Below are 25,957 nucleotides of genomic sequence, written 5' to 3'. Positions count from 1 at the left end.
CGTTATTCCATGTCGGTGTAGTCGTCGCGCAGGGCCGCTCGACGCTTCGCCTCCACATCAGCCTCACTGGACTGGTCCTTCAGCGGGGCCTTCCGGGCGGTCTTCTCCGGCAGCGTCTTCGGTGCCTGCGCCGGAGCCGCACCGGGCGCCGGTTCCTCGGCCGGCTCCACGGCTGTCTGCTCCTCGACCGCCTTCGCGGTGGCCTTCGAGGCGGCGGTCACCTTGTCACCCGCCTGGCCGAGGTCCTTCTCACGCTCGGCCTCGTCAACGACCTCGACCTTGTCCGCCTCCTCGAACTCGTCGTAGGCCGGCGGTTCAATCTGCTTGAGCACCATCGTCGCGCGCGCCGGGACCGTGATGGTGCCCTTCGCCTCGATGATGGAGGCCTCGATCGGATAGCCGATGTCCTCGGTCGTGTCCACCAGCAGCTGCCAGCGCACGCCGAAGGCGCGCGGCGGCAGGGTGAACTCGATCTCCTCGTAGTGCGCGTTGAACATGAGGATGAAGGAGTCGTCGGTGATCTTCTGGCCGCGGCTGTCCGGCTCGGAGATCGCGTTGCCGTTGAGATAGACCATGAGGGCCTTACCGAAGGCGAAGTCCCAGTCGTCCTGGGTCATCAGCTTGCCGGAGGGCACCAGCCAGGCGATGTCACGGTCGCGGACATCGGCACCCAGGGGGCCGCCCGCCAGGAAGCGGCGACGGCGGAAAACGGGGTGGCGGCGGCGGATGTTGAGCAGCCGCCTGGTGAACTGGTGCAGCGAGGAGTTCTCCTCCAGCTGGTCCCAGTTCATCCAGGCCAGCTCGTTGTCCTGACAGTAGACGTTGTTGTTGCCGAACTGGGTGCGGGCCATCTCATCACCGTGGGAGAGCATCGGTGTACCCAGGCTGAGGATGAGGGTGGTCAGGAAGTTGCGACGCTGGCGGGCCCGCAGGGAGAGGATCGCCGGGTCCTCGGTCGGGCCCTCCACACCGTGGTTCCAGGAACGGTTGTGGGACTCACCGTCACGGTTGTCCTCCCCGTTGTCCAGGTTGTGCTTGTCGTTGTAGCTGACCAGGTCATTGAGGGTGAAGCCGTCATGGGCGGTGATGAAGTTGATGGACGCGGTGGGGCGGCGGCCGTTGTTGGCGTACAGGTCCGAGGAACCGGTCAGCCGGGAGGCGAACTCACCCAGGGTGGCGGGTTCACCGCGCCAGAAGTCACGCACCGTGTCGCGGTATTTGCCGTTCCACTCCGTCCACAGCGGCGGGAAGTTGCCCACCTGGTAGCCGTCGTGGCCGATGTCCCAGGGCTCGGCGATGAGCTTGGTCTGGGAGACCACCGGGTCCTGCTGGACCAGGTCGAAGAAGGTGGCCAGGCGGTCGACGTCATGGAGTTCACGGGCCAGGGTGGAGGCGAGGTCGAAGCGGAAGCCGTCGACGTGCATCTCCGTGATCCAGTAGCGCAGCGAGTCCATGAGCAGCTGCAGTGAGTGCGGGTCGCGGACGTTGAGGGAGTTGCCCGTGCCCGTGTAGTCCATGTAGTGGTACTTGTCGTCATCGACGAGGCGGTAGTAGGCCTCGTTGTCGATGCCGCGGAACATGATCGTCGGGCCCAGGTGGTTGCCCTCCGCGGTGTGGTTGTACACCACATCGAGCAGCACCTCCATGCCCGCCTCATGGTAGGCGCGCACCATGCCCTTGAACTCGGAGACCGCGCCACCGGGTTTGCCGGCGGCGGCGTAGTCCTGGTGCGGGGCGAAGAAACCGAAGGTGTTGTAGCCCCAGTAGTTGCGCAGCCCCAGCTCACGCAGGCGGTCGTCCTGGAGGAACTGGTGCACCGGCATCAGCTCGATGGCGGTGACCCCCAGGTCCTTGAGGTAGGAGATGATCGCGGGGTGTGCCAGACCGGCGTAGGTGCCGCGCAGGCTGGCGGGCACGTCCGGGTGGGTCATCGTCAGGCCCTTGACGTGGGTTTCGTAGATGACGGTCTCGTTGTAGGGGATGCGCGGGGCGCGGTCGGAACCCCAGTCGAAGAACGGGTTGATCACCACGGACTTCATGGTGTGGCCGAGGCTGTCCTCGGTGTTGCGGCCGGATCCCGGGGGCTCGGCGAATATGTCATAGGAGAACAACGAGGGGTGCCCGTCGAAGTCACCGTCGAAGGCCCGCGCGTAGGGGTCGACGAGGAGTTTGTTCGGGTCGCAGCGTTTGCCGTTGTCGGGGTCGTACGGGCCGTGGACGCGGTAGCCGTAGCGCTGTCCCGGCTGCACACCGGGGAGGTAGCAGTGCCAGACGTTGGCGTCGACCTCCTCCAGGTTGATGCGGACCTCATTGTCCTCCCGGTCGATCAGGCACAGTTCCACCTTCTCCGCGACATTCGAGAAGAGGGCGAAGTTGGTGCCGGCGCCGTCGTAGGTGGAACCCAACGGGTAGGGGTCACCCGGCCAGACGGTGTAATCGTGGTCGGACTCAATAGTCATGGGGTCCGATCATAGTTGCTTGTCAGGCGCCGCACCGGACTGCACCGCCACGTCGAGTCCCGTCAGCAGCAGCCGGACCCCGCGGTGGAAGTCCGCCGAGGCGTCCGTGGGCACCTCTGCGCCGGTGTCGGCGGCATGCTGACGCTGGGCCTGCTCCAGGGAGGTCGCCCCGAGGACGAGGTGCAGCAGAGAGGCCGCCCCGACCCGGACGAGATCTTCGTCACCACGCAACGTGTCGGCCAGCTGCTTCTCGACGACCGCACGTGTCCCCGAGCCCGGCTGCGAGAGCGCGGCGGCGACCAGCTCGGCACCGTCGCGACGCGAGAGCATCGCCCCACGCAGGTGCGCCGCCAGCTCAGCCGGGGTGGTGGGGGCGGCTTCCACGAGTACAGGCTGCAGGATCTCCTCCGCGATGGCCGCGATCAGTTCCTGCTTATTGGCGATGTGCCAGTACAAGGCACCGGGGGCCACACTCAGCGAGGTGGCGACGCGACGCATGGTCATGTCCGCCAGGCCGTAGGAGTCGAGGATCTCCACGGCGGCGGCGATGATGGATTCCCGGGTCAGCTGCACAGAGGAGAGCCTACCCGTCCCAAATAATTCTCAGGAACATGTCAGCCGGGACCGCAGTTGCGCTTGATAGGGTGGCCCTTCGATACGCCACAGCAATCCGGACACGTCCGCAGGAAGTGAGCAGCATGACTGTGAAGAAGACCATCGCCGCCCTGGCACTGATCGCCCCCCTGACCTTCGTCGCGGCGTGCGGCTCCGGCGACAGCGCGGACGAGACCACCACCGTCGCCCCCACCACGGTGACCTCCGAGATCACCAGCGAGGAAACCACCACCGAGGAGACCACCACGGAGGAGGAGACGACCGGGCCGGAGCAGACCGAGGAGCCGGAGCCCGAGGTGGAGGAACCGCCGGCCGAGGATCCGCTCGCCCAGGAGAACTACGTCGAATCTGAGCCGGTCCAGGGCGGCCTCGCCGCCAGCGAGTCCGACCGCGCCGAGATTGAGGGTCTGGTCCACGGCATCTACGAGATGGACACCTTCCACCAGTTCCTCCGCTACATCCCGGAGAACACCTGCCACGAGGTCGTCGCCGCCCAGGGCGGGGCCGCATCCATGGACCTCGCCGGCATCCCGGACCAGCCGCTCGCCGAGTGGGACTATTACGTCAGCGCCCAACCCCACATCGCCTCAGTCACCGACGTGCAGGTCGAGGGCGACCGGGCCTCCGCCGTGGTCACCGCCGTCTCCGCCGGGCAGTCGGAGACCCGCACCCAGCGCTACCAGCGCGAGGACGGACGCTGGAAATTCTGCAATTAACCTCGATGACCCTCAAACGCACGACCATCCCCCGCCCGATCGGTTCCGCAGCGGGGATCCTGGCCGTCTCACTCCTGCTCTACAGCGTCGTCGGCGCACTGTGGGGCCTGCTGCGCCCCGCCCACACCGGTACCCTCCGCGAGGAGGGGAGGGTGGCCATCGACGTGACCATGGTCAGCGTCGAATTCGTCTCCTTCGCCAGCTTCGTCATCGCCACCGGCCTGCTAGCCGTCATCGTCTCACTCGGCGTGTACATCACCTCGCCCGCGACCCGCGGACCCGGGATGCTGTGGTGGCTGATCCTCGTGGCCGCCGTCTCGGCCTTCTCCTTCCTCACCGTCGGTACCGTGACCTCCGGACTGCTGCACGCCGCTGCTGACCTGGGCAGTCTCAGCGAAGGCGACCGGGTGAGCATCGTGCCCGCCCTCTCCCCGGGCATCGGCTGGCTCGCCGCCCCTTTCATGGGGGCACTGGCCTACTGGTGCTGCGCCCTGGTGACCCCTGACACAGAGGCGGAGCCTCTCCCGATACAGTAAAACCCATGACGTCGACTGAAACGCCCGCCTTCCCCGCCGCGGAATATGACCCCGAGGCCGTGGACCGGATGATCGCCACGGCACTGGACGAGGATCTCACCTACGGCCCCGACATCACCAGCCGGGCCACCGTCTCCGCGGAGCACCGCTCCACCGCCCGCATCGTCGCCCGCAGACCCGGCACCATCGCCGGGCTCTTCGTCGTCGACCGCGTCCTGCGCCAGGTGGCCACCTCCGACTTCAAGGTCGGGGAGATCGCCCCGGACGGCACCCGCGTGGCAGCCGGTGACGTGGTCGCCACCATAGAGGCCGGTACCCGCGACCTGCTCACCGCCGAGCGCACCCTGCTCAACCTGCTGACCCACCTGTCCGGCATCGCCACGGCCACCGCCGCCTGGGTTGACGCTGTCGAGGGCACCGGCGCCCGCATCCGCGACTCGCGCAAGACCCTGCCCGGCATGCGCATGCTGCAGAAATACGCCGTCACCGTCGGCGGAGGGCTCAACCACCGCCTCGGCCTCGGTGACCGCGCCCTGATCAAGGACAACCACGTCATCGCCGCCGGGGGTGTCCGGGCCGCCTTCCTCGCCGTGCGGGAGGCATACCCGGACAAGTGGTGCGAGGTAGAGGTGGACACCCTCGAACAGTTCGACGAGCTGCTGCCCGAGAAGCCGGACGAGATCATGCTGGACAACTTCGAACCCTGGGCCGTGCAGGTGGCCGTCCAGCGCCGCAACGCACTCGCCCCGGAAACGCTGCTCGAGGCCTCCGGCGGACTCACCCTCGACGTGGCGGCGGATTACGCCAGGACCGGCGTCGACTTCCTCGCCGTCGGCTCTCTCACCCACTCCGCCCCGGCCCTCGACCTGGGGCTGGACTTCGACTAGGGAAGAAGTGACGTCGACCGGCGACTTCGAGCTCAGTGCGGCGGAACTACGGGCCGTCGCCGCCTATGCCACCGCCGCAGCGGAGAGCGTCCTCGAATTCTTCGGCCAGGCATGCCCGGAGGATCCCCGGCCCCGAGAGGCGATCGCCGCCGCCCACGAGTTCATCGCCGGGACACCCCGTTCCAGACGGCAACGGGTGGCGTCGATGGACGCCCACCGGGCGGCGAAGGCGGCCCCCGGTGAGATCGCGCTGCTGGCGGCGCAGGCCGCCGGGGACGCCGCCTCCGCCGCCTATCTGCACCCCATCAGCAAGGCCCACCAGGTCGGTCACATCCTGCGGGCGGCCGCCAACGCGGCCCGGATCCGGGAGCTCCTCGCCCCAGAGGATCCACAGGTGGGGGAGCGGATGATCCGGCAGTTCGCGCAGCATGCGGGCCCGGTGCTTGTCGATGTCCTCCGGCGCTACCCGCCGGCACCGCCGGGCAGGAGCCGGTCCGCACAGCTGATGGCGGAGCTGGACGGGCTCCTGAGGTAGGTCTGGACCGTTAGATCCGGAGACGTATCTCCCAGATGACCGGCCGACCGGGGGAGTGCACCACCCGCGGGATACGTGTCGGGACCTAACGGACCAGACCTGCATCAACATCCGCCGGCGCCCCTCACGGCCAGGCAACCGCCGATTCCCCCGTGGAATCGGAACTGATCGAGTCGATGGCGTGGAGTACGTGGTTGATGGCCACGGCGGTGTTGTGCTCCAGCTGGAAGCCGGTGAGTCCCTCGCGCACGGAGGTGGTGAACTCCACCCGCACCTGCAGGCCGTCGTCGTCCTCATGGGGGAAGGCCTTGGTGGTGATGGACGATTCGTTCCAGTCGTTGCACAGCAGGAAGATCCGCAGGTAGTCGGCATCCGGGTCCATGCCCGGGTCCCAGTGCCCCTTGACCAGGTAACTGGGACCGTTGTCCAGGAAGAAGCCGAAGAGGACATCGTTGATCCAGGCGATGACGACGTCATCGTCGCCGTGGGTCTTCTCTATACCCAGCCCGGCCAGGGTCTCGCGGATCCGGTCGAGGGTGACCTCCTCGGGGACGGATTCCTCCCAGTCGTCCTCCTCGCCGTCCCAGTCCTGGTCGGTGCTCATGCTGGCGGAATACTCCTCGTGGGGTTCGAAGCCGAAGTCGTCGATCGTGTCGATCTCGTCCTGGGTGCGCCGGTGGTCGATCTCGCGCAGGCGCACGACGTCGTCATCGAGTTTGTTCACGCTCACGTGGCGGTCGCGGGGGAGAGTGCCGGCGAGGGCGGCGGTGTCCTGTTTGCGGCGCTGCGCGGAGTTCTCCTCGGTATCGGGCAGGGCCAGTTCGGGGAAGTCCTCAATGAGGTGGTCGACCGCCAGGCGGGCGGTCTCCATGGACAGGCGCACGAAGTCCTCGAGCTGTTCAGTGGAGATACCGGTGCCGGTGAGCACGCTGGAACGGGCGTGCAGGCGCACCATGGCGTCGTCGACGACCCGCATGGACACTGTCGGGCCGAGACGTTCCCGGTTCCAGGTCGTGATCGTGCGGGCGAGCACCGCGGTGTGCTCCATGCTCAGGGTGTTGCGCAGTTCGGTGTCGAAGACCAGTGCGGCAGGGTTGCGCTCGTCCAGGTACACGGTCACCACGTGGTCATGCCAGGGGAATACCAGCCGGTCGGAACCCACATAGCAGTGGAAGTCGAACTTCTCGGCGGCGACGTACACCTCGGTCAGGGTCACCATTGGTCTGACACCTCCAGGGGATGGACCGGGAAACAGGGTGCTGCCCAGTCTAGCGACCGGGAGACCTACAATAAGGCAACATAGTACTGACCTTCCCCCCTTCTTCCAGGCTGTTCGAGGAGACTCTTCCGGATGCTCAACGTGATCGACCTGCGTGGTCGCACCCCGTCCACCAGTGAACTGCGCCGTGCACTGCCGCGCGGCGGCACCGACGTCAACGCGGTCCTGCCCACCGTCGCACCGATCGTGGAGGCCGTCCGTGAGCATGGTGCGCAGGCCGCCCTGGAGTACGGCGAGAAGTTCGACCGGGTCACCCCGGCCTCCGTGCGGGTGCCGGCGGCGGCGCTGGCCGCCGCGGTGGAGAGCCTGGATGAGGTGGTCATCACCGCGCTGCAGGAGTCGATCGCCCGCGTGCGCAAGGTGCACGGCGAGCAGAAGCCGGGACCGCACACCACGACCCTGGCGGAGGGTGCCACGGTCACCGAGGTCCACCTGCCGATCGAGCGCGTGGGTCTGTATGTCCCGGGCGGTAAGGCCGTCTACCCCTCGAGCGTGATCATGAACGTCGTCCCCGCCCAGGAGGCGGGCTGCTCCTCCCTGGTGGTGGCCTCCCCGCCGCAGGCGGAGCACGGCGGTTGGCCGCACCCGACGATCCTCGCCGCCTGCCACCTGCTGGGTGTGGAGGAGGTCTGGGCCGTGGGTGGTGCGCAGGCCGTGGCCCTGCTGGCCTACGGTGATGACGAGGCCGGTCTGGAGCCGGTGGACATCGTCACCGGTCCGGGCAACATCTTCGTCACCGCCGCCAAGCGCCTGGTCCAGGGTGTGGTGGGCATCGACGCGGAGGCCGGCCCCTCGGAGATCGCGATCCTGGCCGATGAGACCGCGGACCCGGTCTATCTGGCCTATGACCTCATCTCCCAGGCGGAGCATGATGACCTGGCCGCCTCCGTGCTGATCACTGATTCGGAGGAGCTGGCGCGCGCCGTCGATCACGAGATCGAGGCCCGGTACACCGTCACCCGCAACGCCGACCGGGTCGCCGGTGCCCTGAAGGGGCGCCAGTCCGGCATCGTGCTGGTCGATGACCTGGAGCAGGGCATCGCAGTGACCGACGCCTACGCCGCCGAACACCTGGAGATCCACACCGCCAACCCCCGTGAGGTCGCTGAACGGATCCGCCACGCCGGCGCGATCTTCGTCGGCCCCTATTCGCCGGTGCCGCTGGGCGACTACGCCGCCGGTTCCAACCACGTGCTGCCCACCTCCGGTACCGCGCGGTTCTCCTCCGGGCTGTCCACCCACACCTTCCTCCGCGAGGTCAACCTCATCGAGTACGACAAGGTGGCCCTCAAGGAGATCGGCCCACACATCATCGCGCTGGCCGATGCGGAGGATCTGCCGGCCCACGGAGAGGCCATCCGCGCCCGTTTCGAGACCATGGAAGGTGGCAACTAGCCCCATGACCCGACTCACCCTCGACCAGCTGCCCCTGCGCGATGAGCTGCGCGGCAAGTCCCCCTACGGTGCACCGCAGCTGCAGGTGCCCGTCTGCCTGAACACCAACGAGAACCCGTACCCGCCCTCCCAGGCGCTCATCGACGATCTCGTGGAGACCGTGGCCAAGGTCGCCTCCGAGCTCAACCGCTACCCCGACCGGGATGCCGTCGAGCTGCGGGAGGCGCTCGCCGGGTACGTCACCGAGCAGACCGGTGTGGCCGTGACCGTGGAGAACCTGTGGGCGGCCAACGGCTCCAATGAGACCCTCCAGCAGCTGCTGCAGGCCTTCGGCGGGCCGGGCCGCAGGGTGCTGGGCTTCCAGCCCTCCTATTCGATGCACCCGATCCTGGCTGCCGGCACGCAGACCGAGTTCATCGACTGCCCCCGCGGCGCGGATTTCCGCATCGACATCGACGCCGCACTCCAGGCGATCAGGGAGCACCAGCCGGAGATCATCTTCGTCACCACCCCGAACAACCCGACGGGGGATGTGACCTCCATCGACTCGCTGCGCCTGCTTCTCGACGCCGCCCCCGGCATCGTCATCGTCGACGAGGCCTACGCCGAGTTCTCGCCCTCCCCCTCGGCCACCACGCTGCTGGCCGAGTACCCGGCGAAGCTGGTCGTCTCGCGCACCATGTCCAAGGCCTTCGACTTCGCCGGCGGCCGCCTGGGTTATTTCGTGGCCGACCCGGCCTTCGTCGAGGCGGTCATGCTGGTGCGCCTGCCGTACCATCTGTCCGTGCTCAGCCAGGCGGCGGCCACCGTCGCGCTGCGGCACCGGGAGGACACGCTCGCGACCGTCGAGAAGCTCGCGCAGGAGCGCATCCGCGTCGTCGCCGGACTGGAGGAGCTGGGTTACGAGGTCGTGCCCAGCGAGTCCAACTTCGTATTCTTCGGCCCCTTCGCCGACCAGCACGCCGCCTGGCAGGGTTTCCTCGACCGGGATGTTCTCATCCGGGACGTCGGCGTCGCCGGCCACCTGCGCACCACCATCGGCCTGCCGGCGGAGAACGATGCTTTCCTCGCCGCCGCAGCCGCAGTAATCAAGGAGAACTAGAGAAATGACCGACCGTATCGGCCGCGCCAGCCGCACCACCTCTGAATCCGACATCCAGGTGGAGATCAACCTGGACGGCACCGGCCAGGTGGACGTCGACACCGGCCTGCCCTTCTTCGACCACATGCTCACCGCCTTCGCCGTGCACGGCTCCTTCGACCTGAAGGTGCACGCCAAGGGTGACATCGAGATCGACGCCCACCACACCGTCGAGGACACCGCCATCGTCATGGGCACCGCGCTCCTCGACGCTGTCGGCGACAAGAAGGGCATCCGCCGCTTCGGTTCCCGTCAGCTGCCGATGGACGAGACCCTCGTCGAATCCGTGGTGGACATCTCCGGCCGCCCCTACTTCGTGATGAAGGGCGAGCCGGAGCAGATGATCACCGCTGTCATCGGCGGCCACTACGCCACGGTGATCAACGAGCACTTCTTCGAGACCCTCGCCCTGAACGCGCGCATCACCCTCCATGTGATCTGCCACTACGGCCGCGACCCGCACCACATCACCGAGGCCGAGTACAAGGCCGTCGCCCGGGCGCTGCGCGAGGCCGTCGAGACCGACCCCCGGGTCCACGGCGTGCCGTCGACCAAGGGGGCCCTGTAACACATGCCGGTAATTGATACAGTTGCCCAGGCAGGGCAGGAATCGAGCCCCTGGCTCATCTACCTGCTGTTCATTGCCGCCGGCCTGCTTGTCGGCGGCACCTGGTCCGCATACCAGGCCGGCAGCAGACCCCTGACAATTTTCCTGGCACTGTGCGCCGCCGTGGCGTTCGCGGGGGCCGTCTTCTGGATGATGGGAGCGATGAACTAAGTGGCACAGACGGGTCTTTCACGCGCGGAGATCGAGAAACTCGACAGCATGTGGAAGGCCCCCGGGTTCATCCCGACCCTGATCGCGGTTTTCGCCGCCTTCGGCTCCTGGTCCCTGCTGCTGCCCGTCATCCCGCTCGCCGCCCTCGACGCCGGGCATTCCGCCACGCTCGCAGGCGCCTCCACCGGCATCTTCATGGCCACCACCGTGGCCACCCAGATCTTCACGCCGGCGGCCCTGCGGCGCATCGGCTACAACCCGGTGATGGTCGCCGCCGCCTTCATGCTCGGGGTGCCGGCCCTCGGTCACCTGCTGGGCCTGGAGGCCTGGAATCTGCTGTTGTTCTCCGCGCTGCGCGGCATCGGCTTCGGTGCGCTCACCGTCGCGGAATCCGCGCTGATCGCCGAGCTGATGCCCGCCCGCTTCCTGGGCAAGGCCACCGGCATGCTGGGCGTGTTCCTCGGCATCTCACAGATGATCTGCCTGCCCACCGGCCTGTTCCTGGCCAACACGGTCGGCTACCCGGTGGTCTACGTCGCGGCCGCCGCCGTGGCCCTGGTGGCCGCGGTGATGTGCCTGCGCATCCCGCGGATCAAGGCGCAACCCCGCGTCAACCCCGCCCCGCAGGACCTCGTCGGTGTGGCGCCGGCCTGGAAACTGGTGCTGGTGCCCGCCCTGGCGGTGACCAGCCTGTCCATGAGCTTCGGTGCCGTCTCCTCCTTCCTGCCGGCCGCCGTGCAGGAACTCGACCCCGTCACCGGTGCCGTCATCGGCGGATTCATGCTCTCCATCATCGGTGGGGCCTCGATGGTCCTGCGCTTCGGATCCGGTGTCATCGCCGACCGCAACGGCCTGCCGGGGGCGACGATGATCCCGGGCCAGGTGATGGGCTTCGCCGGGGTGCTCCTCATGGCCCTGGTCATCGCGCAGGGCTGGTCGGTGTGGTGGCTGGTGCTCGCCGGCATCCTCTTCGGTGGTGGCTTCGGCATCGTGCAGAACGAGGCCCTGCTGACCATGTTCTTCCGCCTGCCCCGCTCCCGGGTCTCCGAGGCCTCCGCAGTGTGGAATATCGCCTTCGACGCCGGCACGGGTCTGGGTTCCTTCGTGCTCGGGGCGGTCGCCGCGCAGGTGGCCTACTCCGGGGCCTTCGGTGTCGGTGCGGTCATCGTGGCGCTGGGTCTCCTGGGCACGGTCGCGGACCGCATCGTCGGTGCCCACCGGATCACTGAGCTCAACAACACCCGTGCCCGCCTGCGCCAGCTGCCCCTGCCCCGCCCCCGGTTGCAGCGCCGGCGCAGACCGTCCCGCGATGAATGAGCGGCCACCGGTCGATTAGACTTCGGGCCATGGCTAAAAGCGTCGCCCTCCTCGATTACGGTTCCGGCAATCTGCGATCGGCCCAGCGGGCCCTCGAGCGCGTCGGGGCGGAAGTCACCGTCACCAGTGATCCACAGACCGCAGTCAACGCCGACGGCCTGCTCGTACCCGGAGTGGGTGCCTTCGCGGCCTGCATGGCCGGCCTCAACGCGGTCCACGGCCCCCGGATCATCGGCCAGCGCCTGGCCGGCGGCCGCCCCGTCCTGGGCATCTGCGTCGGCATGCAGATCCTCTTCGAGGAGGGCCGCGAACATGGCGTGCACAGCCGCGGGGCGGGGGAGTGGCCCGGCGTGGTCGAACGCCTCCATGCGCAGATCCTGCCCCACATGGGCTGGAACACCGTCGAGCGGGCAGTCGATTCGCAGATGTTCGCCGGCCTGCCCGCTGACGAGCGCTTCTACTTCGTCCACTCCTACGGGGTGCGTGACTGGACCCTGGAGACCGATGACCTGACCACCCCGCCCGCGGTGTCCTGGGCAGCGCACGGCGGTGACCGTTTCGTCGCCGCAGTGGAGAATGGGCCGCTGTGGGCCACCCAGTTCCACCCGGAGAAGTCCGGGGACGCCGGGGCACAGTTGCTGACCAACTGGCTGACCACCCTCTAGCGCCGGATAGGATTCCACACATGAGTGATTTCACCCTTCTTCCCGCCGTCGATGTCGTCGACGGCCAGGCAGTCCGACTCGACCAGGGCGAGGCCGGCACCGAGAAGTCCTACGGCTCCCCGCTGGAGGCCGCCCTCGAATGGCAGGCGCAGGGCGCGGAGTGGCTGCACTTCGTCGACCTCGACGCCGCCTTCAACCGCGGTTCCAACCATGAGCTCATGGCGGAGATCACCCGCCAGCTGGATATCAAGGTCGAGCTGACGGGCGGCATCCGGGACGACGCCTCCCTGGAACGCGCCCTGGCCACCGGCGCCACCCGCGTCAACATCGGCACCGCCGCCCTGGAGAAGCCGGAGTGGATCGCGAAGGTGCTGGCCGAGTACGGCGAGAAGGTCGCCGTGGACATCGCCGTGCGTGAGATCGACGGCGAGTGGCGCACCCGCGGCAACGGCTGGGTCTCCGACGGCGGTGACCTCTGGGAGGTCCTCGAGCGTCTCGACGCCGCCGGTTGCTCCCGCTTCGTGGTCACCGACGTCTCCAAGGACGGCACCCTGACCGGACCGAACGTGCAGCTGTTGCGCGAGGTCGCTGCCGCCACGGACGCGAAGATCGTCGCCTCGGGCGGCATCTCCGTCCTCGACGACGTCCTTGAACTCTCCCGCCACGTGGATGAGGGCATTGATTCCGCGATCATCGGCAAGGCCCTCTACGAGGGACGATTCACGCTGCGCGAGGCGCTCGCGGCCGTCGAGAAGCAGTAGCCGTGGACGCGCGCGAGCTGCTCGCCGTCGCCGAGGCCGTCTGCGACGACGCCGAGGCGATGTTCCTGGCCGGGGTCGGCTCCGACCCCGCCCAGCTGAAGCAGCCCGGCGACTTCGCCACCGAGGTGGACCTGAGCATCGAGGACCACCTGCGGCGGATGCTCATCCAGTTCACCGGGATCCCGGTGCTGGGGGAGGAGTCCGGCGGCGTGTACAACCATGACGCCGTCTGGGTCGTCGACCCCATCGACGGCACCGCCAACTACGCCGCGGGCAACCCCATGTGCGCCATCCTCATCAGTCTGCTCGTTGAGGACCGGCCCGTCGCGGCGATCACCAGCATGCCCATGCTCCACCGCCGGCTCACCGCCTTCGAGGGCTCACCCGTCATGGTCAACGGCCGGCCCGTCACCCCGCTGAGCGAGGCGGACACCCTCGTCGCCCAGGTCGGCTTCTCCTCCGTGGCCTCCCAGGTGCGTTCCCGCTTCCCCTCGCTGCTGCGCCAGGGGCTGCTCTCGGAACTCGCAGAGACCTACCTGCGCCCCCGGATCACCGGCTCCGTCGGCGTGGACCTGGCTTTCACCGCCCAGGGCATCTTCGGCGGTGCGGTCAGCTTCTCCCCGCACGTGTGGGACAACGCCGCGGGCGTCATGCTCGTGCGCGCGGCCGGCGGAGTGGTCACCGACATCGAGGGCAACGACTGGACCCCCGACTCCGTCGGTGTGGTGGCGGGGACAGCGCGGGCCCATGAGGCCATCATGAGTACGATGGACAACATTCTGAATTCCGACTAATGGAAAGGGGCGGATAATGGCCGTCGCCATCCGCGTCATCCCCTGCCTCGACGTCGACAACGGTCGAGTGGTCAAGGGCGTCAACTTCGAGAACCTCCGCGACGCCGGTGACCCGGTGGAGCTGGCGGCACGCTACAACGAGGAGGGCGCCGACGAGCTGACCTTCCTCGACGTCTCCGCCTCGAAGGACGGACGTGGCACGATGCTCGAGGTGGTCCGCCGTACCGCCGAACAGATCTTCATCCCGCTGACAGTCGGTGGCGGTGTCCGCAGCGTCGAGGACGTCGACCAGCTGCTGCGCGCCGGAGCCGACAAGGTCTCCGTCAACACCTCCGCCATCGCCCGCCCTGAGCTGCTGCGCGAACTGGCCGATAAATTCGGTTCCCAGTGCATCGTCCTGTCCGTTGACGCCCGCCGCGTCCCCGAGGGTGGTGAACCCCAGCCCTCCGGCTTCGAGGTGACCACCCACGGCGGTACCCGCTCCGCCGGCCTCGACGCCGTCGAGTGGGCACGACGCGGCGAGGAGCTGGGCGTGGGCGAGATCCTGCTCAACTCCATGGACGGCGACGGCACCCGCGACGGCTTCGACCTCGAACTGCTGCGCCTGGTCCGCGCGGCCGTCAACGTGCCGATCATCGCCTCCGGCGGTGCCGGCAAAGCCGAGCACTTCCCGCCCGCCGTCGACGCCGGTGCAGACGCGGTGCTCGCCGCCACCATCTTCCACTTCCGGGAGGTCACGATCGCCGAGGTCAAGGATGCGATCGCGGCCGCCGGCCACGAGGTCCGCCGATGAGCGACAACCCCGCCGACCACGAACTCGACGAGGACATCGCCGCCCGCCTGAAGCTCAATGACCAGGGCCTGGTGCCCGCCATCGTGCAGGCCGACGGCACCGGTGAGGTCCTCATGATGGCGTGGATGGACACCCACGCGCTGGCCTACACCCTGGCCACCCGCCGCGGGACCTATTACTCGCGTTCCCGCGACGAGTACTGGATCAAGGGTCTGACCTCGGGCCACACCCAGGAGGTCACCGGTGTGCGCCTCGACTGTGACGGCGACACCCTCCTGGTCACCGTGAAACAGGTCGGCGCGGCCTGCCACACCGGCGCCCGCACCTGCTTCGACGCGGACGGGCTGCTGTGAGTAACCCCTCCCGGATCGCCGCCCTCCTCCTCGCCGTCGGGGCGCTGGTGCTGTGGGCGGCCTCCCGCATGGCGTGGCTGACGGTGGCGACCTTCGACGACAAGTCCGGTGACGCCACCAACGCGATCATCGGTGGCCTGTGGTCCACTGAGCAGACCGCCGTGGCCCTGCTGCTGCTCGCCGGCGCCATTGCCGGTTTTGCCCTGCGCCGCCTCGGCCGCCGCGTTGTGGGGATCATCTCTGCGCTGGCCGCCATCGGTGCGAGCTGGGCCCCGTTGGGCCTGCTCGCCGGGGAACCGGACCCGCAGCGCGCCCACCAGCTGCTGTCCACCGGTGAGGAGGCGAAGATCGCGGCCTGGGCGGAACTCGCCGGGATCAGCGTCAACACCGCCGGTCCCGCCCTGGCCATGGTGGGGGCCGCCATCTCCCTGTTCGGCGGTGTCCTGCTGGCCGTGCGCCCGGGCACCGACTCCGCGAAACGCAACCGCTACGAACGGAAACAGGACCGCCAGGCGAAGCTCTCCCGTGACCTGGCGAGCGAACCGGATTCAGGCCGCGTCATGTGGGACGCCCTCGACGCCGACATCGACCCGACGGACACGTCACACCCCTGATTTCGTCGTGAGCAGTCTCACGGGATAGCCTGTTGACAAATATTGTCTGTTCGAGAACAGGTCCCGATGGGAGGTGCCGATGAACGACCCGGACCGGCTTGTCGCCGAGGTCCTGGCCGGGGTCGCCGCACGTGAGGCAGTGGTTCCCTTCCAGGAGATCAAGGCCCGCTCCCGGGACGTCGCCCCGCCCCGCGACGGGGTCGCCGCCCTGTTGCGCAGCGGTTGCAGTGTCATCGCCGAGATCAAACGCGCCATGCCGGGGAAGATCTTCCTCAACGACACCGATCTGGCGCCCATCGCCAACCTGGCCCGGGAATTCGAGCAGGGCGGGGCCCACCTCATCGCCTGCCAGACAGAACAGCTGCGTTACCACGGCTCCCTGCTGGACATGAAGACCGCCCGTGACGCCGTCGAACTGCCGGTGTTCTGCCGGGACATCATCATCGACCCGTACCAGATCCACGAGGCCCGCTGTTACGGCGCTGACCTGGTCCCCCTGCAGGTGGAGTTGCTCGACCAGAACCGGCTGGTCTCCCTTCTCGACCGCATCGAGTCCCTCAACATGACCGCCGTGCTCGAGGTGCGCACCCCCGCCGAGGCGGACCGCGCCATGGAGGCCGGTGCCCGGGTCGTGGCCGTCAACGCCCGACCCATGGTGGGTGGGGGAGTGGACAAGTCCCGTTTCGCGGAGATCGCCCCCGGACTGCCCGAATCCACGGTGCGCATCGCGATGTCGGGTGTCCACACCTCCCGTGACCTGCTCAACTACGCCGCCGCGGGCGCCGACGCCGTCGTCGTCGGCGAGGAGCTCATGAGCGCCGAGGACCCCGCCCGCCTCACCCGCATTCTCGTGGCCACCGGCCAGCACCCGTCCTGCCCCTCCCGCTGAGGGGTCTGGCACACTGTCTAGCGTGCAGACCACGATTCTCGCGAACATCCCGTCCCCGCCGCAGGGCGTCTGGTACCTCGGCCCCCTGCCCATCCGCGCGTACGCCGTGTCCATCATGGTGGGCATCATCCTGGCGCTGTGGCTCACCCACCGGCGCTACCTCGCGCGTGGCGGGAACGCGGACATGGTGTGGGACGCCGCGATCGTGGCCATCCCCGCCGGCATCATCGGCGGCCGGATCTACCACGTCATCACCGACGCCGACAAGTACTTCTGCGAGGCCTGCGACCCGGTCGACGCACTGAAGATCACCAACGGCGGCCTGGGCATCTGGGGTGCCGTGGCCCTGGGCACCCTCGCGGTGTGGGCCCTGTTCCGCTACCGGAAGGTCCCCCTGGCGCCCTTCGCCGATGCCGTAGCCCCCGGCATCATCCTCGGTCAGGCCATCGGCCGGCTGGGCAACTGGTTCAACCAGGAGATCTACGGCCGTCCCACCGACCTGCCGTGGGCCCTGGACATTTTCTACCGCATCGACGACAACGGTGAATTCGCTCCGTTGACCGGCCGCTCCACGGGGGATGTGATCGCCTCCGTGCACCCGACGTTCCTCTACGAGCTGCTGTGGAACCTGGCGATCCTCGCCCTGCTGCTGCTCATCGACCGTCGTTTCCAGCTGGCGCAGGGCTCCATCTTCGCCCTCTATGTCGCCGGCTATACCCTCGGCCGATTCTGGATCGAGCTCATGCGCGACGATTCCGCCACCATGATCCTCGGCCAGCGCGTCAACACCTGGGTCTCGGCGGTGGTCTTCCTCATCGCCGTGGCCGTGTTCGTCTGGCTCCAGCGCCGCCGACGGGCTGTTTCACAGGAAAGCGAGTAGGTTGGAAGCCGTGTCTAGACGAACCAAGATTGTGTGCACCCTCGGCCCAGCCGTCGCCAGCAAGGACGCCATCCTGCGTCTGGTGGAGGACGGTATGGATGTCGCCCGCCTGAACTTCTCCCACGGCGATCACGCCGACCACGAGCAGAATTACCGGTGGGTACGGGAGGCCACCGATGAAACCGGTCGCGCGGTGGGTATCCTCGCCGACCTCCAGGGCCCGAAGATCCGCCTGGGCCGCTTCATTGACGGTGCCACCGTCTGGGAGAACGGCGAAGTCGTGCGGATCACCGTCGACGACGTCGAGGGAACCCACGACCGGGTCTCCACCACCTACAAGAACCTGGCCCAGGACGCCGAGCCGGGCGACCGTCTCCTCGTCGATGACGGCAAGGTCGGCCTCGTCGTCCTCCGTGTCGAGGGCAGCGACGTGGTCTGCGAGGTCACCGAGGGTGGCCCCGTCTCCAACAACAAGGGCGTCTCCCTGCCCGGCATGGACATCTCCGTGCCGGCACTGTCCGAGAAGGACATCTCCGACCTCGAGTTCGCCCTCCAGCTCGGCGTCGATCTCATCGCCCTGTCGTTTGTCCGTTCCCCCGCCGACATCGACCTCGTCCACGAGGTCATGGACCGCGTCGGTCGCCGCGTACCGGTGATCGCCAAGCTGGAGAAGCCCGAGGCCGTCGACGCCCTCGAGCCGATCGTCCTCGCCTTCGACGCCATCATGGTCGCCCGCGGTGACCTCGGCGTCGAGGTTCCGCTCGAGCAGGTCCCGCTGGTGCAGAAGCGGGCCATTCAGATCGCCCGCGAGAACGCCAAGCCGGTGATCGTGGCCACCCAGATGCTCGACTCCATGATCGAGAACTCGCGGCCCACCCGCGCGGAGGCCTCCGACGTGGCCAACGCCGTTCTCGACGGCGCGGATGCGGTCATGCTCTCCGGTGAGACCTCCATCGGCGTGGATCCGCACAATGTCGTGCGCACCATGTCGCGTATCGTCACCCAGGCGGAGACCGACGGCCACGTGCCGCCGCTCAGCCACGTCCCGCGCACCAAGCGTGGCGTGATCTCCTACTCCGCCCGCGATATCGCCGAGCGCCTCAACGCCCGCGCCCTGGTCTGTTTCACCACCTCCGGTGACACCGCCCGCCGCGTGGCCCGTCTGCACTCGCACCTGCCGCTGCTCGTGTTCACCCCGGATGCGGCGGTGCGTTCCCAGCTGGCGCTGACCTGGGGGACAGAGACCTTCCTCAGCCCGCCCGTCACCTCCACCGATGAGATGCTCATGGTGCTGGACAAGGCGCTGCTGGCCATGGACGAGTACCACCGCGACGACATGATGGTCGTCGTCGCCGGTTCCCCGCCCGGAGTCTCCGGCAACACCAACATGATCCACGTCCACCTGCTGGGCGAGGACACCCGGGTGGCCAAGTAGCCTGACCCGCCGAAAGCCGGAGGCGGCGGAGAGGACAGTTCCTCTCCGCCGCCTCCGGCTTTCACCGGGCCTTATTCGCAGCCGATGCCGTCGCCGTCGCGGTCCAGGTGCGTGCCGTAACCGGGTGAGCCGCGGTAGACCGGGGCCGCGCCGGCGGCCCTGGCCGCGGCACAGTTCTTGTAGTAGGTCGATGCCGGGGCCGGGGCAGGCTCGGGTGCGGCGACGAAGCCCATGGGGGCGGTGTTCGCCTGCTCCGGGGACGGGGCCGCCGCCTGGGCGGTGATGGTGGCCGTGTCTGTCACGGTCTCGGTGACTGTCGTCACCTCCGGGGTGGCGGTGACTGTCGCGGTGGCGGTAGTCGTCGCGGTGGTGGTCCGGGTGACCGTCACCGGGGCGGTCTCGGCGGCACTGGTGCCGCAGGCGGCGAGCACCAGCGGGCTGAGCAGGAGAAGCAGGGACAGGCGTGTGCGCATGGGGGCTCCATTATCAGAAGGTACCCGGGGGAGTATGCCAAACTCCTTTCCCTGGGAACCAGCCGGTGCCCCTGCCCGGGGCTAGCGGGTCACCGGGGTGGGTTCCAGCTTCCACACCTCACGGGCGTAGTCGTTGATGGTGCGGTCGGAGGAGAATCGGCCCGAGGCGCAGATGTTCTCCCAGCACATGCGTGCCCAGTGCTGGCGGTCGGCGTAGAAGTCCTCGGCCATGCGATCGCGGGTCTCGCGGTAGTCGGCGAAGTCACCCAGGACGTAGTAGATGTCCGGGGTCTCCCAGCCGCCGCCGTCGAGAAGCGAGGAACGCAGGTCGTGGAACATTCCGGTGCCGCTGTCGTTGAGACGGCCGTCGATGAGCGCGTCGAGGGTGCGCTTGAGACCCGGGATCGTCTCGTAGGCGTGGTGCGGGTTGTAGCTGGCGCGCAGCTCCGGCAGTTCCTCCTCCTTGGCACCGAAGATGTAGGCGTTGTCATCGCCGACAGCCTCGTGGATCTCCACGTTCGCGCCGTCCAGAGTACCCAGGGTCAGCGCACCGTTCATCATGAACTTCATGTTGCCGGTGCCGGAGGCCTCCTTGCCGGCGGTGGAGATCTGCTCGGAGACATCGGTGGCCGGGATGATGTGCTCGGCGGGGGAGACGTTGTAGTTCTCCACGAACACGACACGGATGACCTTGTTGACCTCCGGGTCGTTGTTGACCACGTGGGCGATCTCGTTGATCAGCTTGATGATGGCCTTGGCACGGTGGTAGCCCGGCGCGGCCTTCGCACCGAAGATGAAGGTGCGCTTCGGCACGTCCTTGAGCCCGTCCTCCTTGATGCGCAGGTAGAGATCGAGGATGTACAGGGCGTTGAGCAGCTGGCGCTTGTACTCGTGGAGGCGCTTGATCTGGGTGTCGTAGATCGAGGTCGGGTCGATCTCGATGTCCTGGCGCTCCCTGATCCACTCGGCGAAGTCGGCCTTGTTGGCGTCCTTGATGTCGAGCAGTTCCTGCATCACGGTCTCGTCATCGGCGTAGTGTGCGATGTCCTTGAGCAGGTCCATGTCGGTGACCCAGGCGTCCGAGCCGATGAGGCGGGTGAGCAGGTCGGACAGGCGCGGGTTGCACATCTTCAGCCAGCGGCGTGGGGTGACACCGTTGGTCTTGTTGTTGAACTTCTCCGGCCAGATGGCGTGCCAGTCACCGAGGGTGTCGCGTTTGATGATCTCGGTGTGCAGCGCCGCGACACCGTTGATGGAGTAGGCCGCGTAGCAGGCGATCCACGCCATGTGGACATGGCCGTCCTGGACCGGGGACATGCGGTGGATGTGCCCCTCGTCGAGGCCCTCCTCGCGCAGCTCATCGCGGAACCGGCGGTCGATCTCGAGGACGAGCTCCCAGATACGGCCGAAGAGCTGCTGGAAGATGGTGACGTTCCACTGCTCGAGGGCCTCGGTGAGGACGGTGTGGTTGGTGTAGGCGAAGGTCGCCGCGACGATGTCCCAGGCCTCCTCCCAGCCCATGTCGTGCTCGTCGAGAAGCAGGCGCATGAGCTCGGGGATGGCCAGCACCGGGTGGGTGTCATTGAGCTGGATGCAGTTGTACTCGGCGAAGGTCGACAGGTCGCCGTGGTTCTCGATGTGCGACTCGATCATCGCCTGCAGGGAGGCGGAGACGAAGAAGTACTGCTGGCGCACGCGCAGCACCTTGCCGGCGTAGGTGGTGTCGTTGGGGTAGAGCACGCGGCACAGGTCCATGACGCGCTCGCGTTCGACGATCGCATCGGTGAAACGCTGCGAGTTGAAGGCGTCGTAGTCGAACTCCTCCATCGGCTCGGCCTTCCACAGACGCAGGGTGCCCACGTTGTCGGTGCCGTAGCCGGTGATCGGCATGTCGTAGGGCACGGCGCGGACGGTCATGTCCTCGAAGTGGACGATACGCGGCTGCTCCTCGCGGCGGATGTAGAAGGGGTAGCCGTTCTCCTTCCACGCGTCCGGCTGCTCGGTCTGGAAGCCGTGGTCGAAGATCTGCTTGAACAGGCCGTAGCGGTAGAGGATGCCGTAGCCGGTGACCGGCAGGTTCTGCGTCGCGGAGGAATCCAGGAAGCAGGCGGCGAGGCGACCCAGGCCACCGTTGCCCAGCGCGGCGTCACTCTCCGCGTCGAGGACGTCGCTGAGCTCATGGCCGAGCTCACGGACAGCCTCCTCCGCTTCCTCGACCATGCCGAGGTTGGTGAGGTTGTTCAGCAGCGCACGGCCCATGAGGAACTCGGCGGAGAAGTAGTGCTGCTGGCGCACACCCGCGTAGGCCTCCGTGGTGGCCTCCCAGTTGTCTGCGATCTGCTCCATGACGCTGCGGGAGAGCCCGAACCAGAACTTGTAGTCGGTGGCATTCTCCGGCGTGGCACCGGAGGCGGCGCGCACGTGGCCGGCGACAGTCGTGTTCAATGCGGGCAGGGTCTCACTCATGTGGATCGCTCCTGAGGCTTCGATGGTCGTCTCGCAACAAAACAAAGCGGGCACGCACACGGGTGCGGACCGCCCGCCCCAGCATATAGGCCCACCGCCCGCCGCGCGCCTCAGCGGGACAGGTAGGCGAGCACCCCGGCGGCGGCGGCCTTCGTGGTCGCCTCCACCGTGGTGCCGTACTCCGGCAGGAACGTGTTCATGTGGTTGACCGGCACGTCCTCCTTCACCCGGTTCTCCGCGACGGCCCGGTCCCACAGTCCCTGCGGCGTGCAGCCGACCACCCAGTACAGGTAGGGCACACCGAAGGCGCGGGGGATGTTGGCGAAGTCCTCCGAGACGGTGGTGCGGGTCGCATCCACGGAGGCCGCCCCGAAAACCGAGTCGAGGACGGGACGGACGGTGCGGAAGACCCCCGTGTCATTGTCGATGAGCTCGCCGTGGCCGAAGAACTCGAAGGTGGGCAGCTCCTCGATGCCGGAGGCCAGACACTCGGCCTCGACGACGCGCTTGATGGCGGCGTAGATGCGACGCTGGACGGTCACGTCGTAGAACCGGCAGTTGAGGACCAGTGCCGCCGAGTCCGGGATGATGTTGTTGGTTGAACCCGCCCGCAGAGTGCCCACGGAGACGACGGCGAAGTCGTTGGGGTTGACCTCCCGGCCGACGATGCCCTGCAGCCGGATGACGATCATCGCGGCGGTGAAGGTCGGGTCGATGGCGTTGTGCGGCATCGAGCCATGCGCACTGCGGCCGGGGATGGTGATGCGGATGGAATCACACGCGGCGAACTGGGCGCCCGGCATGGTCTGCACCTCACCGGCGCGGCCAGGCATCACGTGCTGCCCCAGGCAGACGTCCGGGCGGGGCACGCGGTGGAGCAGCCCGTCGGCGATCATCGCGTTGGCGCCGGTGCCGGTCTCCTCGGCGGGCTGGAACAGGGCGATGAATGTGCCGGACCAGGCCTCCCGGTGGGTGTCCAGGATGGCGCACGCCCCGAGCAGCGCGGTGGTGTGCATGTCGTGGCCGCAGGCGTGCATCACCCCGGTCGGGTTGCCGTCGGGGCCGGGGCGGATCTGGGTGGAGGCGAAGGGGACGCCCGTTTCCTCGCGGATGGGCAGGGCGTCGAAATCTGCGCGGAACAGGGCACACGGGCCGTCGCCGTTGCGGAAGACGGCGACGATGCCGTGACCGCCGATGTGGGGGATGACCTCGCAGTCGAAGTCGGCCAGTTTCTGCAGAATCCGCCCGGCGGTCTCCTGCTCATGGCCGGAGAGTTCGGGGTGCTCGTGCAGATCCTCGTAGAAGGCGCGCTGCCAGCCGAGGTCCGCGGTGTGGTGGTTGAGGAGATGGGTGATGTCGTTCATCGTGAACGCCAGGTTACTGCAGCAGCGGGTTATACAGGAGAGTGTTGCGGCGGGGGAGGCACTCGGTGGCGATGCGGATGTCCTGCGCGATCAGCCCCTCGTCGCGCAGGCGGTACATCGCGGAGACCACCCGGTCGCGGATGTTGTCGGGGGACAGGGTGTTGACGAAGATCTTCGTCCCACCCTCGAAGCCGGCCAGCGTGGACACCCGCCACTTGATGTTCACCCGCCACGGCATGGGCAGGTCCAGGTCGACGGGTCGGTGGTGCCACTCCTCGTTGACGGGCACCTCCGCACCGGTGGCGGCGTGACAGGCGTGAATCAGGTCGCTCATGCCGCGGACCTCGTCGTTGGACTGCAGCCACGGCTCCGGGACGGGGGAGCGGGAGTAGATGGTCAGGGTGGGGTAGCGGTGACCGAAGCCGGCGTGGACGACGGCGTAGTCGTTCTCGGCGATGATGAGGTTGCGGTAGCCGGCGTAGTCCACGCCCCACTCGTTGTAGATGTTGTGGTTGGTGCGCAGCCGGGCGATCTCCATCTCGGACTGGACGGACCGGGAGTCGATGGCCACCAGCTGCTTGTGCAGGTGATCGAAGGAGGCGCCGGCGGGGGCCAGCCAGTTCTGGAAGGCCGCGACATAGGGGGCATAGCGGTTGCGCTGGTAGAGATCGTCGATGCCGTCGATGGTGAACAGCGTGAAGGCGAAGTGCTCCTCCGGACTCAGAGAGCCCGAGGAGGCCAGCTCGTGGGTGTGGGTGGCCTCGTCGGTGAAGTGGCGGCGGCTGATGATCACGTCGTGCCCGCCACCGAAATAGGCCGGCGCATACTCCAGCAGCTGCTCCTCCGGCAGATCGGAATCCTTCCCGGCGGCGCTCAGGCGGGTGCGGACGATGTCGAGGACGTGGGCGCGCCCCGCCGGGTCCGCCAGATAGTCGGCCATCCGTTTCGTGGTCCCCGGGTCCATCTCGTAACCGTAGTTCTTCGACCAGTAGTCATAGGAGATGATCTCGAAGAGGTTGGGCACCCGGCGGAACTCGGCGGTGCTCTCCGCCAGCTCGTGGGGCAGCTGGCCGTGCAGGATGCGCCATTGCCCGTCCTCACGCACCATGCGGGACTTCTCCGGCGGGGTGGCCAGCGGGGTGGCGGAACAGAAGGCGCAGCGGCGGTCCCGGTCGTGGCGGCCCAGCGGCGTCGGATCAACAGCCGGCCTGGTCAACGGCCGGTTGCCGCGGCCCGGCACGGTCCACACCTCGGTCCCGGTGAACGGGTTGACCTGCTTGATCGTCCCATCGACCATGATGGTGATGGGGTCGCGGTGGGAGTTGACGGGGAGATTCATGCTCCCCAGACTAAGGGCTAGTGTTTAGGCATGCCTGCAATCCAGTTTGATGTCCTCATCCCCGACGCCCCCGCCCTCCAGCTGCAGGGGGTGTTCGAGGAGGCGATCAGCAAGCTCATCGCCGCGGAGAAGCTCACCGGCGGTGCCGTCACCCACGACCACACCCCGAAACTTCACGAAGGTATTGAAGAGGGTCTGCGCGAGGACCGGGACGACCTGTACCAGGCCCAGATCCACCGCTACGTCATCGCCGTGGAGGGGGCCACCGGCTCCGTCAACCAGTTGGCGATGGTGCTCTCCCGTTTCCTCACCCCGCAGGCGGACCTGCCCACCAATGCCGTTGCGCTGGAGAACGAACAGGCCCACGAGGTGCCCGCGATCTACCCCTGGGCGGTGGAGATCCGCAGGTAGTCCGCGGCGATCTGCGCGCCCGCCTCGAAGAGCTGCTTCTCCACGTCCACCGGCTCACCCATCGCGGCAGTGATGACACCCGGACCCGGGTCGGCGTCGATGCGTCCGGCGGCGATCGCCAGCGTGGCACCCGTGCCCGCGACGATGTCGGCGATGGTGCCGACCACCTTGCCGGTCAGCGACTGGGCGTCGAAACGCCCCTCACCCGTGATGACGAGGTTGGCCTGCGGGATCGACTCGACCAGTCCGAGGGCGTCGGCGACCAGCGGCGCGCCGGGCAGGACGTGGACGTGGGAATCGGTGCCGTGGAGCATGGTCGACAGCCAGTGGATACCCACCGGCACTGCGCCGGCGGCCCCGAAACCCGGGGTCTGCGGGTCGATGCCGAGGGTCACGGCGGTGTGGATCAGCGCGGATTCCAGCAGCGCGACGTCCTCTGTGGAGGCGCCCTTCTGCGGGGCATAGACGGTGGCGGCCTCCGGGACGGTGGCGGTGACGTCGGTGAGCAGCACCCACTCGAGGGCGGCCGCCGGGATGTTGAGCTGGGCGGTGTCGATGCTGGCCAGTGCACCGAGCGATCCGCCGCCCTTGCGCAGGGAATAACCGGCCTCGTCCATCGGGGTGGCGCCCAGGGCGACGAGGATGCCGGTGCCCGCGTCTGTGGTCGCCGAGCCGCCGAGGCACAGCACGATCCGGGTGGCGCCGCGGGTCTGGGCGTCGGCGATGAGGACACCGGTGCCGTAGGTGTCACCGGTCAGCGGCACCGTATTGTCCGCCACGGCGGGCAACCCGGAGGCGGCGGCGATGTCGATGTAGGCGGTCGAGCCGTCGAAGATGTAGGAGGCCTCGGTCAGCCTGCCGGCGGCGTCTGTGGTGGGCAGGGTGATCGTCTCGCCGGAGAAGGTGGCGGCGGTGCCCTCCCCGCCGTCGGCCATGGGTGCGAGGGTGATCTGGGCGTCCCGGATGACCGAACGGACACCCTCCCCAAGCAGTCGGGCGGCCTGCTCGGCGGTGGCGGTGCCCTTGAAGGAGTCGGGGGCGATGATGATGTGGACCATGAAA

Annotated in this window: 27 protein-coding genes; 19 read left to right on the top strand and 8 right to left on the bottom strand. The window is 67.9% G+C overall.

Annotated features, from left to right (window positions below; translation table 11 throughout):
• Nucleotides 1-2: 2 nt before the first annotated feature.
• Nucleotides 3-2,459, bottom strand: coding sequence for a glycogen debranching protein GlgX (gene glgX / locus EAH68_RS10355; RefSeq protein WP_126121261.1), 2,457 nt, complete (start codon nucleotides 2,457-2,459; stop codon nucleotides 3-5).
• A gap of 9 nt (nucleotides 2,460-2,468) precedes the next feature.
• The gene (locus EAH68_RS10350; protein WP_126121260.1) at nucleotides 2,469-3,032 is read right to left on the bottom strand and encodes a TetR family transcriptional regulator; all 564 of its coding nucleotides are present in this window, start codon (nucleotides 3,030-3,032) and stop codon (nucleotides 2,469-2,471) included.
• 125 nt (nucleotides 3,033-3,157) lie between these two features.
• Here EAH68_RS10350 and EAH68_RS10345 point away from each other — a divergent pair, with 125 nt between their 5' ends.
• The 4 genes from EAH68_RS10345 to EAH68_RS10330 are packed head-to-tail and all read left to right on the top strand — an operon-like array spanning nucleotide 3,158 to nucleotide 5,748.
• A complete protein-coding gene (locus EAH68_RS10345) occupies nucleotides 3,158-3,790 on the top strand; it encodes a hypothetical protein (protein ID WP_126121259.1) in 633 nt (210 codons plus the stop codon).
• 5 nt (nucleotides 3,791-3,795) lie between these two features.
• Nucleotides 3,796-4,326, top strand: a complete 531-nt coding sequence (locus tag EAH68_RS10340; RefSeq protein ID WP_126121258.1) for a hypothetical protein — start codon at nucleotides 3,796-3,798, stop codon at nucleotides 4,324-4,326.
• A gap of 5 nt (nucleotides 4,327-4,331) precedes the next feature.
• A complete protein-coding gene (nadC, locus tag EAH68_RS10335; protein WP_126121257.1) occupies nucleotides 4,332-5,213 on the top strand; it encodes a carboxylating nicotinate-nucleotide diphosphorylase in 882 nt (293 codons plus the stop codon).
• A gap of 7 nt (nucleotides 5,214-5,220) precedes the next feature.
• Nucleotides 5,221-5,748: a putative immunity protein gene (locus tag EAH68_RS10330; protein WP_126121256.1), complete on the top strand. Its 528-nt coding sequence runs from the start codon at nucleotides 5,221-5,223 to the stop codon at nucleotides 5,746-5,748.
• A gap of 124 nt (nucleotides 5,749-5,872) precedes the next feature.
• Here the strand turns inward: EAH68_RS10330 and EAH68_RS10325 are convergent, their stop codons facing one another.
• A complete protein-coding gene (locus EAH68_RS10325) occupies nucleotides 5,873-6,967 on the bottom strand; it encodes a YbjN domain-containing protein (RefSeq protein ID WP_126121255.1) in 1,095 nt (364 codons plus the stop codon).
• Nucleotides 6,968-7,099: 132 nt separating this feature from the next.
• On the opposite strand from EAH68_RS10325, the gene hisD reads away from it, so the two are divergent.
• From hisD to pyk, 14 genes are all read left to right on the top strand, one after another.
• Entirely contained in the window at nucleotides 7,100-8,422 is a 1,323-nt protein-coding gene (gene hisD, locus EAH68_RS10320; protein WP_126121254.1) for a histidinol dehydrogenase, read from the top strand.
• A 4-nt stretch (nucleotides 8,423-8,426) separates the two neighbouring features.
• Nucleotides 8,427-9,524, top strand: a complete 1,098-nt coding sequence (locus EAH68_RS10315; RefSeq protein WP_126121253.1) for a histidinol-phosphate transaminase — start codon at nucleotides 8,427-8,429, stop codon at nucleotides 9,522-9,524.
• Nucleotides 9,525-9,528: 4 nt separating this feature from the next.
• Complete coding sequence (hisB, locus tag EAH68_RS10310; protein WP_126121252.1) at nucleotides 9,529-10,131, top strand: imidazoleglycerol-phosphate dehydratase HisB; 603 nt, start codon at nucleotides 9,529-9,531, stop codon at nucleotides 10,129-10,131.
• Nucleotides 10,132-10,134: 3 nt separating this feature from the next.
• The gene (locus tag EAH68_RS10305; protein ID WP_126121251.1) at nucleotides 10,135-10,341 is read left to right on the top strand and encodes a CG2302 family histidine operon protein; all 207 of its coding nucleotides are present in this window, start codon (nucleotides 10,135-10,137) and stop codon (nucleotides 10,339-10,341) included.
• Nucleotides 10,342-11,658, top strand: coding sequence for an MFS transporter (locus EAH68_RS10300; protein ID WP_439647625.1), 1,317 nt, complete (start codon nucleotides 10,342-10,344; stop codon nucleotides 11,656-11,658).
• A 29-nt stretch (nucleotides 11,659-11,687) separates the two neighbouring features.
• A complete protein-coding gene (hisH, locus tag EAH68_RS10295) occupies nucleotides 11,688-12,323 on the top strand; it encodes an imidazole glycerol phosphate synthase subunit HisH (protein ID WP_126121250.1) in 636 nt (211 codons plus the stop codon).
• A 20-nt stretch (nucleotides 12,324-12,343) separates the two neighbouring features.
• Nucleotides 12,344-13,084 (top strand): bifunctional 1-(5-phosphoribosyl)-5-((5-phosphoribosylamino)methylideneamino)imidazole-4-carboxamide isomerase/phosphoribosylanthranilate isomerase PriA, encoded by a 741-nt coding sequence (gene priA / locus EAH68_RS10290; protein WP_126121249.1) that lies wholly within the window; start codon nucleotides 12,344-12,346, stop codon nucleotides 13,082-13,084.
• 59 nt (nucleotides 13,085-13,143) lie between these two features.
• The gene (locus tag EAH68_RS10285; protein WP_241228412.1) at nucleotides 13,144-13,878 is read left to right on the top strand and encodes an inositol monophosphatase family protein; all 735 of its coding nucleotides are present in this window, start codon (nucleotides 13,144-13,146) and stop codon (nucleotides 13,876-13,878) included.
• 16 nt (nucleotides 13,879-13,894) lie between these two features.
• The gene (hisF, locus tag EAH68_RS10280; RefSeq protein ID WP_126121247.1) at nucleotides 13,895-14,671 is read left to right on the top strand and encodes an imidazole glycerol phosphate synthase subunit HisF; all 777 of its coding nucleotides are present in this window, start codon (nucleotides 13,895-13,897) and stop codon (nucleotides 14,669-14,671) included.
• A complete protein-coding gene (gene hisI, locus EAH68_RS10275; protein ID WP_126121246.1) occupies nucleotides 14,668-15,024 on the top strand; it encodes a phosphoribosyl-AMP cyclohydrolase in 357 nt (118 codons plus the stop codon). Before hisF ends, hisI begins: the two co-directional genes overlap by 4 nt.
• Before the next feature lie 68 nt (nucleotides 15,025-15,092).
• Entirely contained in the window at nucleotides 15,093-15,638 is a 546-nt protein-coding gene (locus EAH68_RS10270) for a TIGR02234 family membrane protein (RefSeq protein ID WP_439647626.1), read from the top strand.
• Nucleotides 15,639-15,717: 79 nt separating this feature from the next.
• Nucleotides 15,718-16,527, top strand: a complete 810-nt coding sequence (locus EAH68_RS10265) for an indole-3-glycerol phosphate synthase TrpC (RefSeq protein WP_126121244.1) — start codon at nucleotides 15,718-15,720, stop codon at nucleotides 16,525-16,527.
• Nucleotides 16,528-16,549: 22 nt separating this feature from the next.
• Entirely contained in the window at nucleotides 16,550-17,407 is an 858-nt protein-coding gene (lgt, locus tag EAH68_RS10260) for a prolipoprotein diacylglyceryl transferase (protein ID WP_126121243.1), read from the top strand.
• Nucleotides 17,408-17,417: 10 nt separating this feature from the next.
• Nucleotides 17,418-18,842 carry a pyruvate kinase gene (pyk, locus tag EAH68_RS10255; RefSeq protein WP_126121242.1) on the top strand — a complete coding sequence of 475 codons (1,425 nt, stop codon included), beginning with the start codon at nucleotides 17,418-17,420 and terminating at the stop codon, nucleotides 18,840-18,842.
• Between the two features lie 71 nt (nucleotides 18,843-18,913).
• Here the strand turns inward: pyk and EAH68_RS10250 are convergent, their stop codons facing one another.
• The 4 genes from EAH68_RS10250 to EAH68_RS10235 form a co-directional block, all read right to left on the bottom strand.
• On the bottom strand, nucleotides 18,914-19,315 hold the full coding sequence (locus EAH68_RS10250) for an excalibur calcium-binding domain-containing protein (RefSeq protein ID WP_126121241.1): 402 nt from the start codon (nucleotides 19,313-19,315) through the stop codon (nucleotides 18,914-18,916).
• Nucleotides 19,316-19,396: 81 nt separating this feature from the next.
• A complete protein-coding gene (locus tag EAH68_RS10245; RefSeq protein ID WP_126121240.1) occupies nucleotides 19,397-21,781 on the bottom strand; it encodes a glycogen/starch/alpha-glucan phosphorylase in 2,385 nt (794 codons plus the stop codon).
• Between the two features lie 110 nt (nucleotides 21,782-21,891).
• Nucleotides 21,892-23,145 (bottom strand): amidohydrolase, encoded by a 1,254-nt coding sequence (locus EAH68_RS10240; protein WP_126121239.1) that lies wholly within the window; start codon nucleotides 23,143-23,145, stop codon nucleotides 21,892-21,894.
• A gap of 13 nt (nucleotides 23,146-23,158) precedes the next feature.
• On the bottom strand, nucleotides 23,159-24,484 hold the full coding sequence (locus tag EAH68_RS10235; RefSeq protein ID WP_126121238.1) for a DUF4921 family protein: 1,326 nt from the start codon (nucleotides 24,482-24,484) through the stop codon (nucleotides 23,159-23,161).
• A 30-nt stretch (nucleotides 24,485-24,514) separates the two neighbouring features.
• On the opposite strand from EAH68_RS10235, the gene EAH68_RS10230 reads away from it, so the two are divergent.
• Nucleotides 24,515-24,895, top strand: coding sequence for a hypothetical protein (locus EAH68_RS10230; RefSeq protein ID WP_126121237.1), 381 nt, complete (start codon nucleotides 24,515-24,517; stop codon nucleotides 24,893-24,895).
• On the opposite strand, the gene EAH68_RS10225 is transcribed toward EAH68_RS10230, so the two are convergent.
• Entirely contained in the window at nucleotides 24,865-25,953 is a 1,089-nt protein-coding gene (locus EAH68_RS10225) for a glycerate kinase (RefSeq protein ID WP_126121236.1), read from the bottom strand. The two genes, EAH68_RS10230 and EAH68_RS10225, sit on opposite strands and share 31 nt — an antisense overlap.
• Nucleotides 25,954-25,957: the final 4 nt, after the last annotated feature.

The organism is Corynebacterium hylobatis, assembly GCF_003955685.1.
In the GTDB taxonomy this organism is placed as follows: Bacteria; Actinomycetota; Actinomycetes; order Mycobacteriales; family Mycobacteriaceae; genus Corynebacterium; species Corynebacterium hylobatis.
This window is presented reverse-complemented; position numbering and strand designations above follow the sequence as displayed.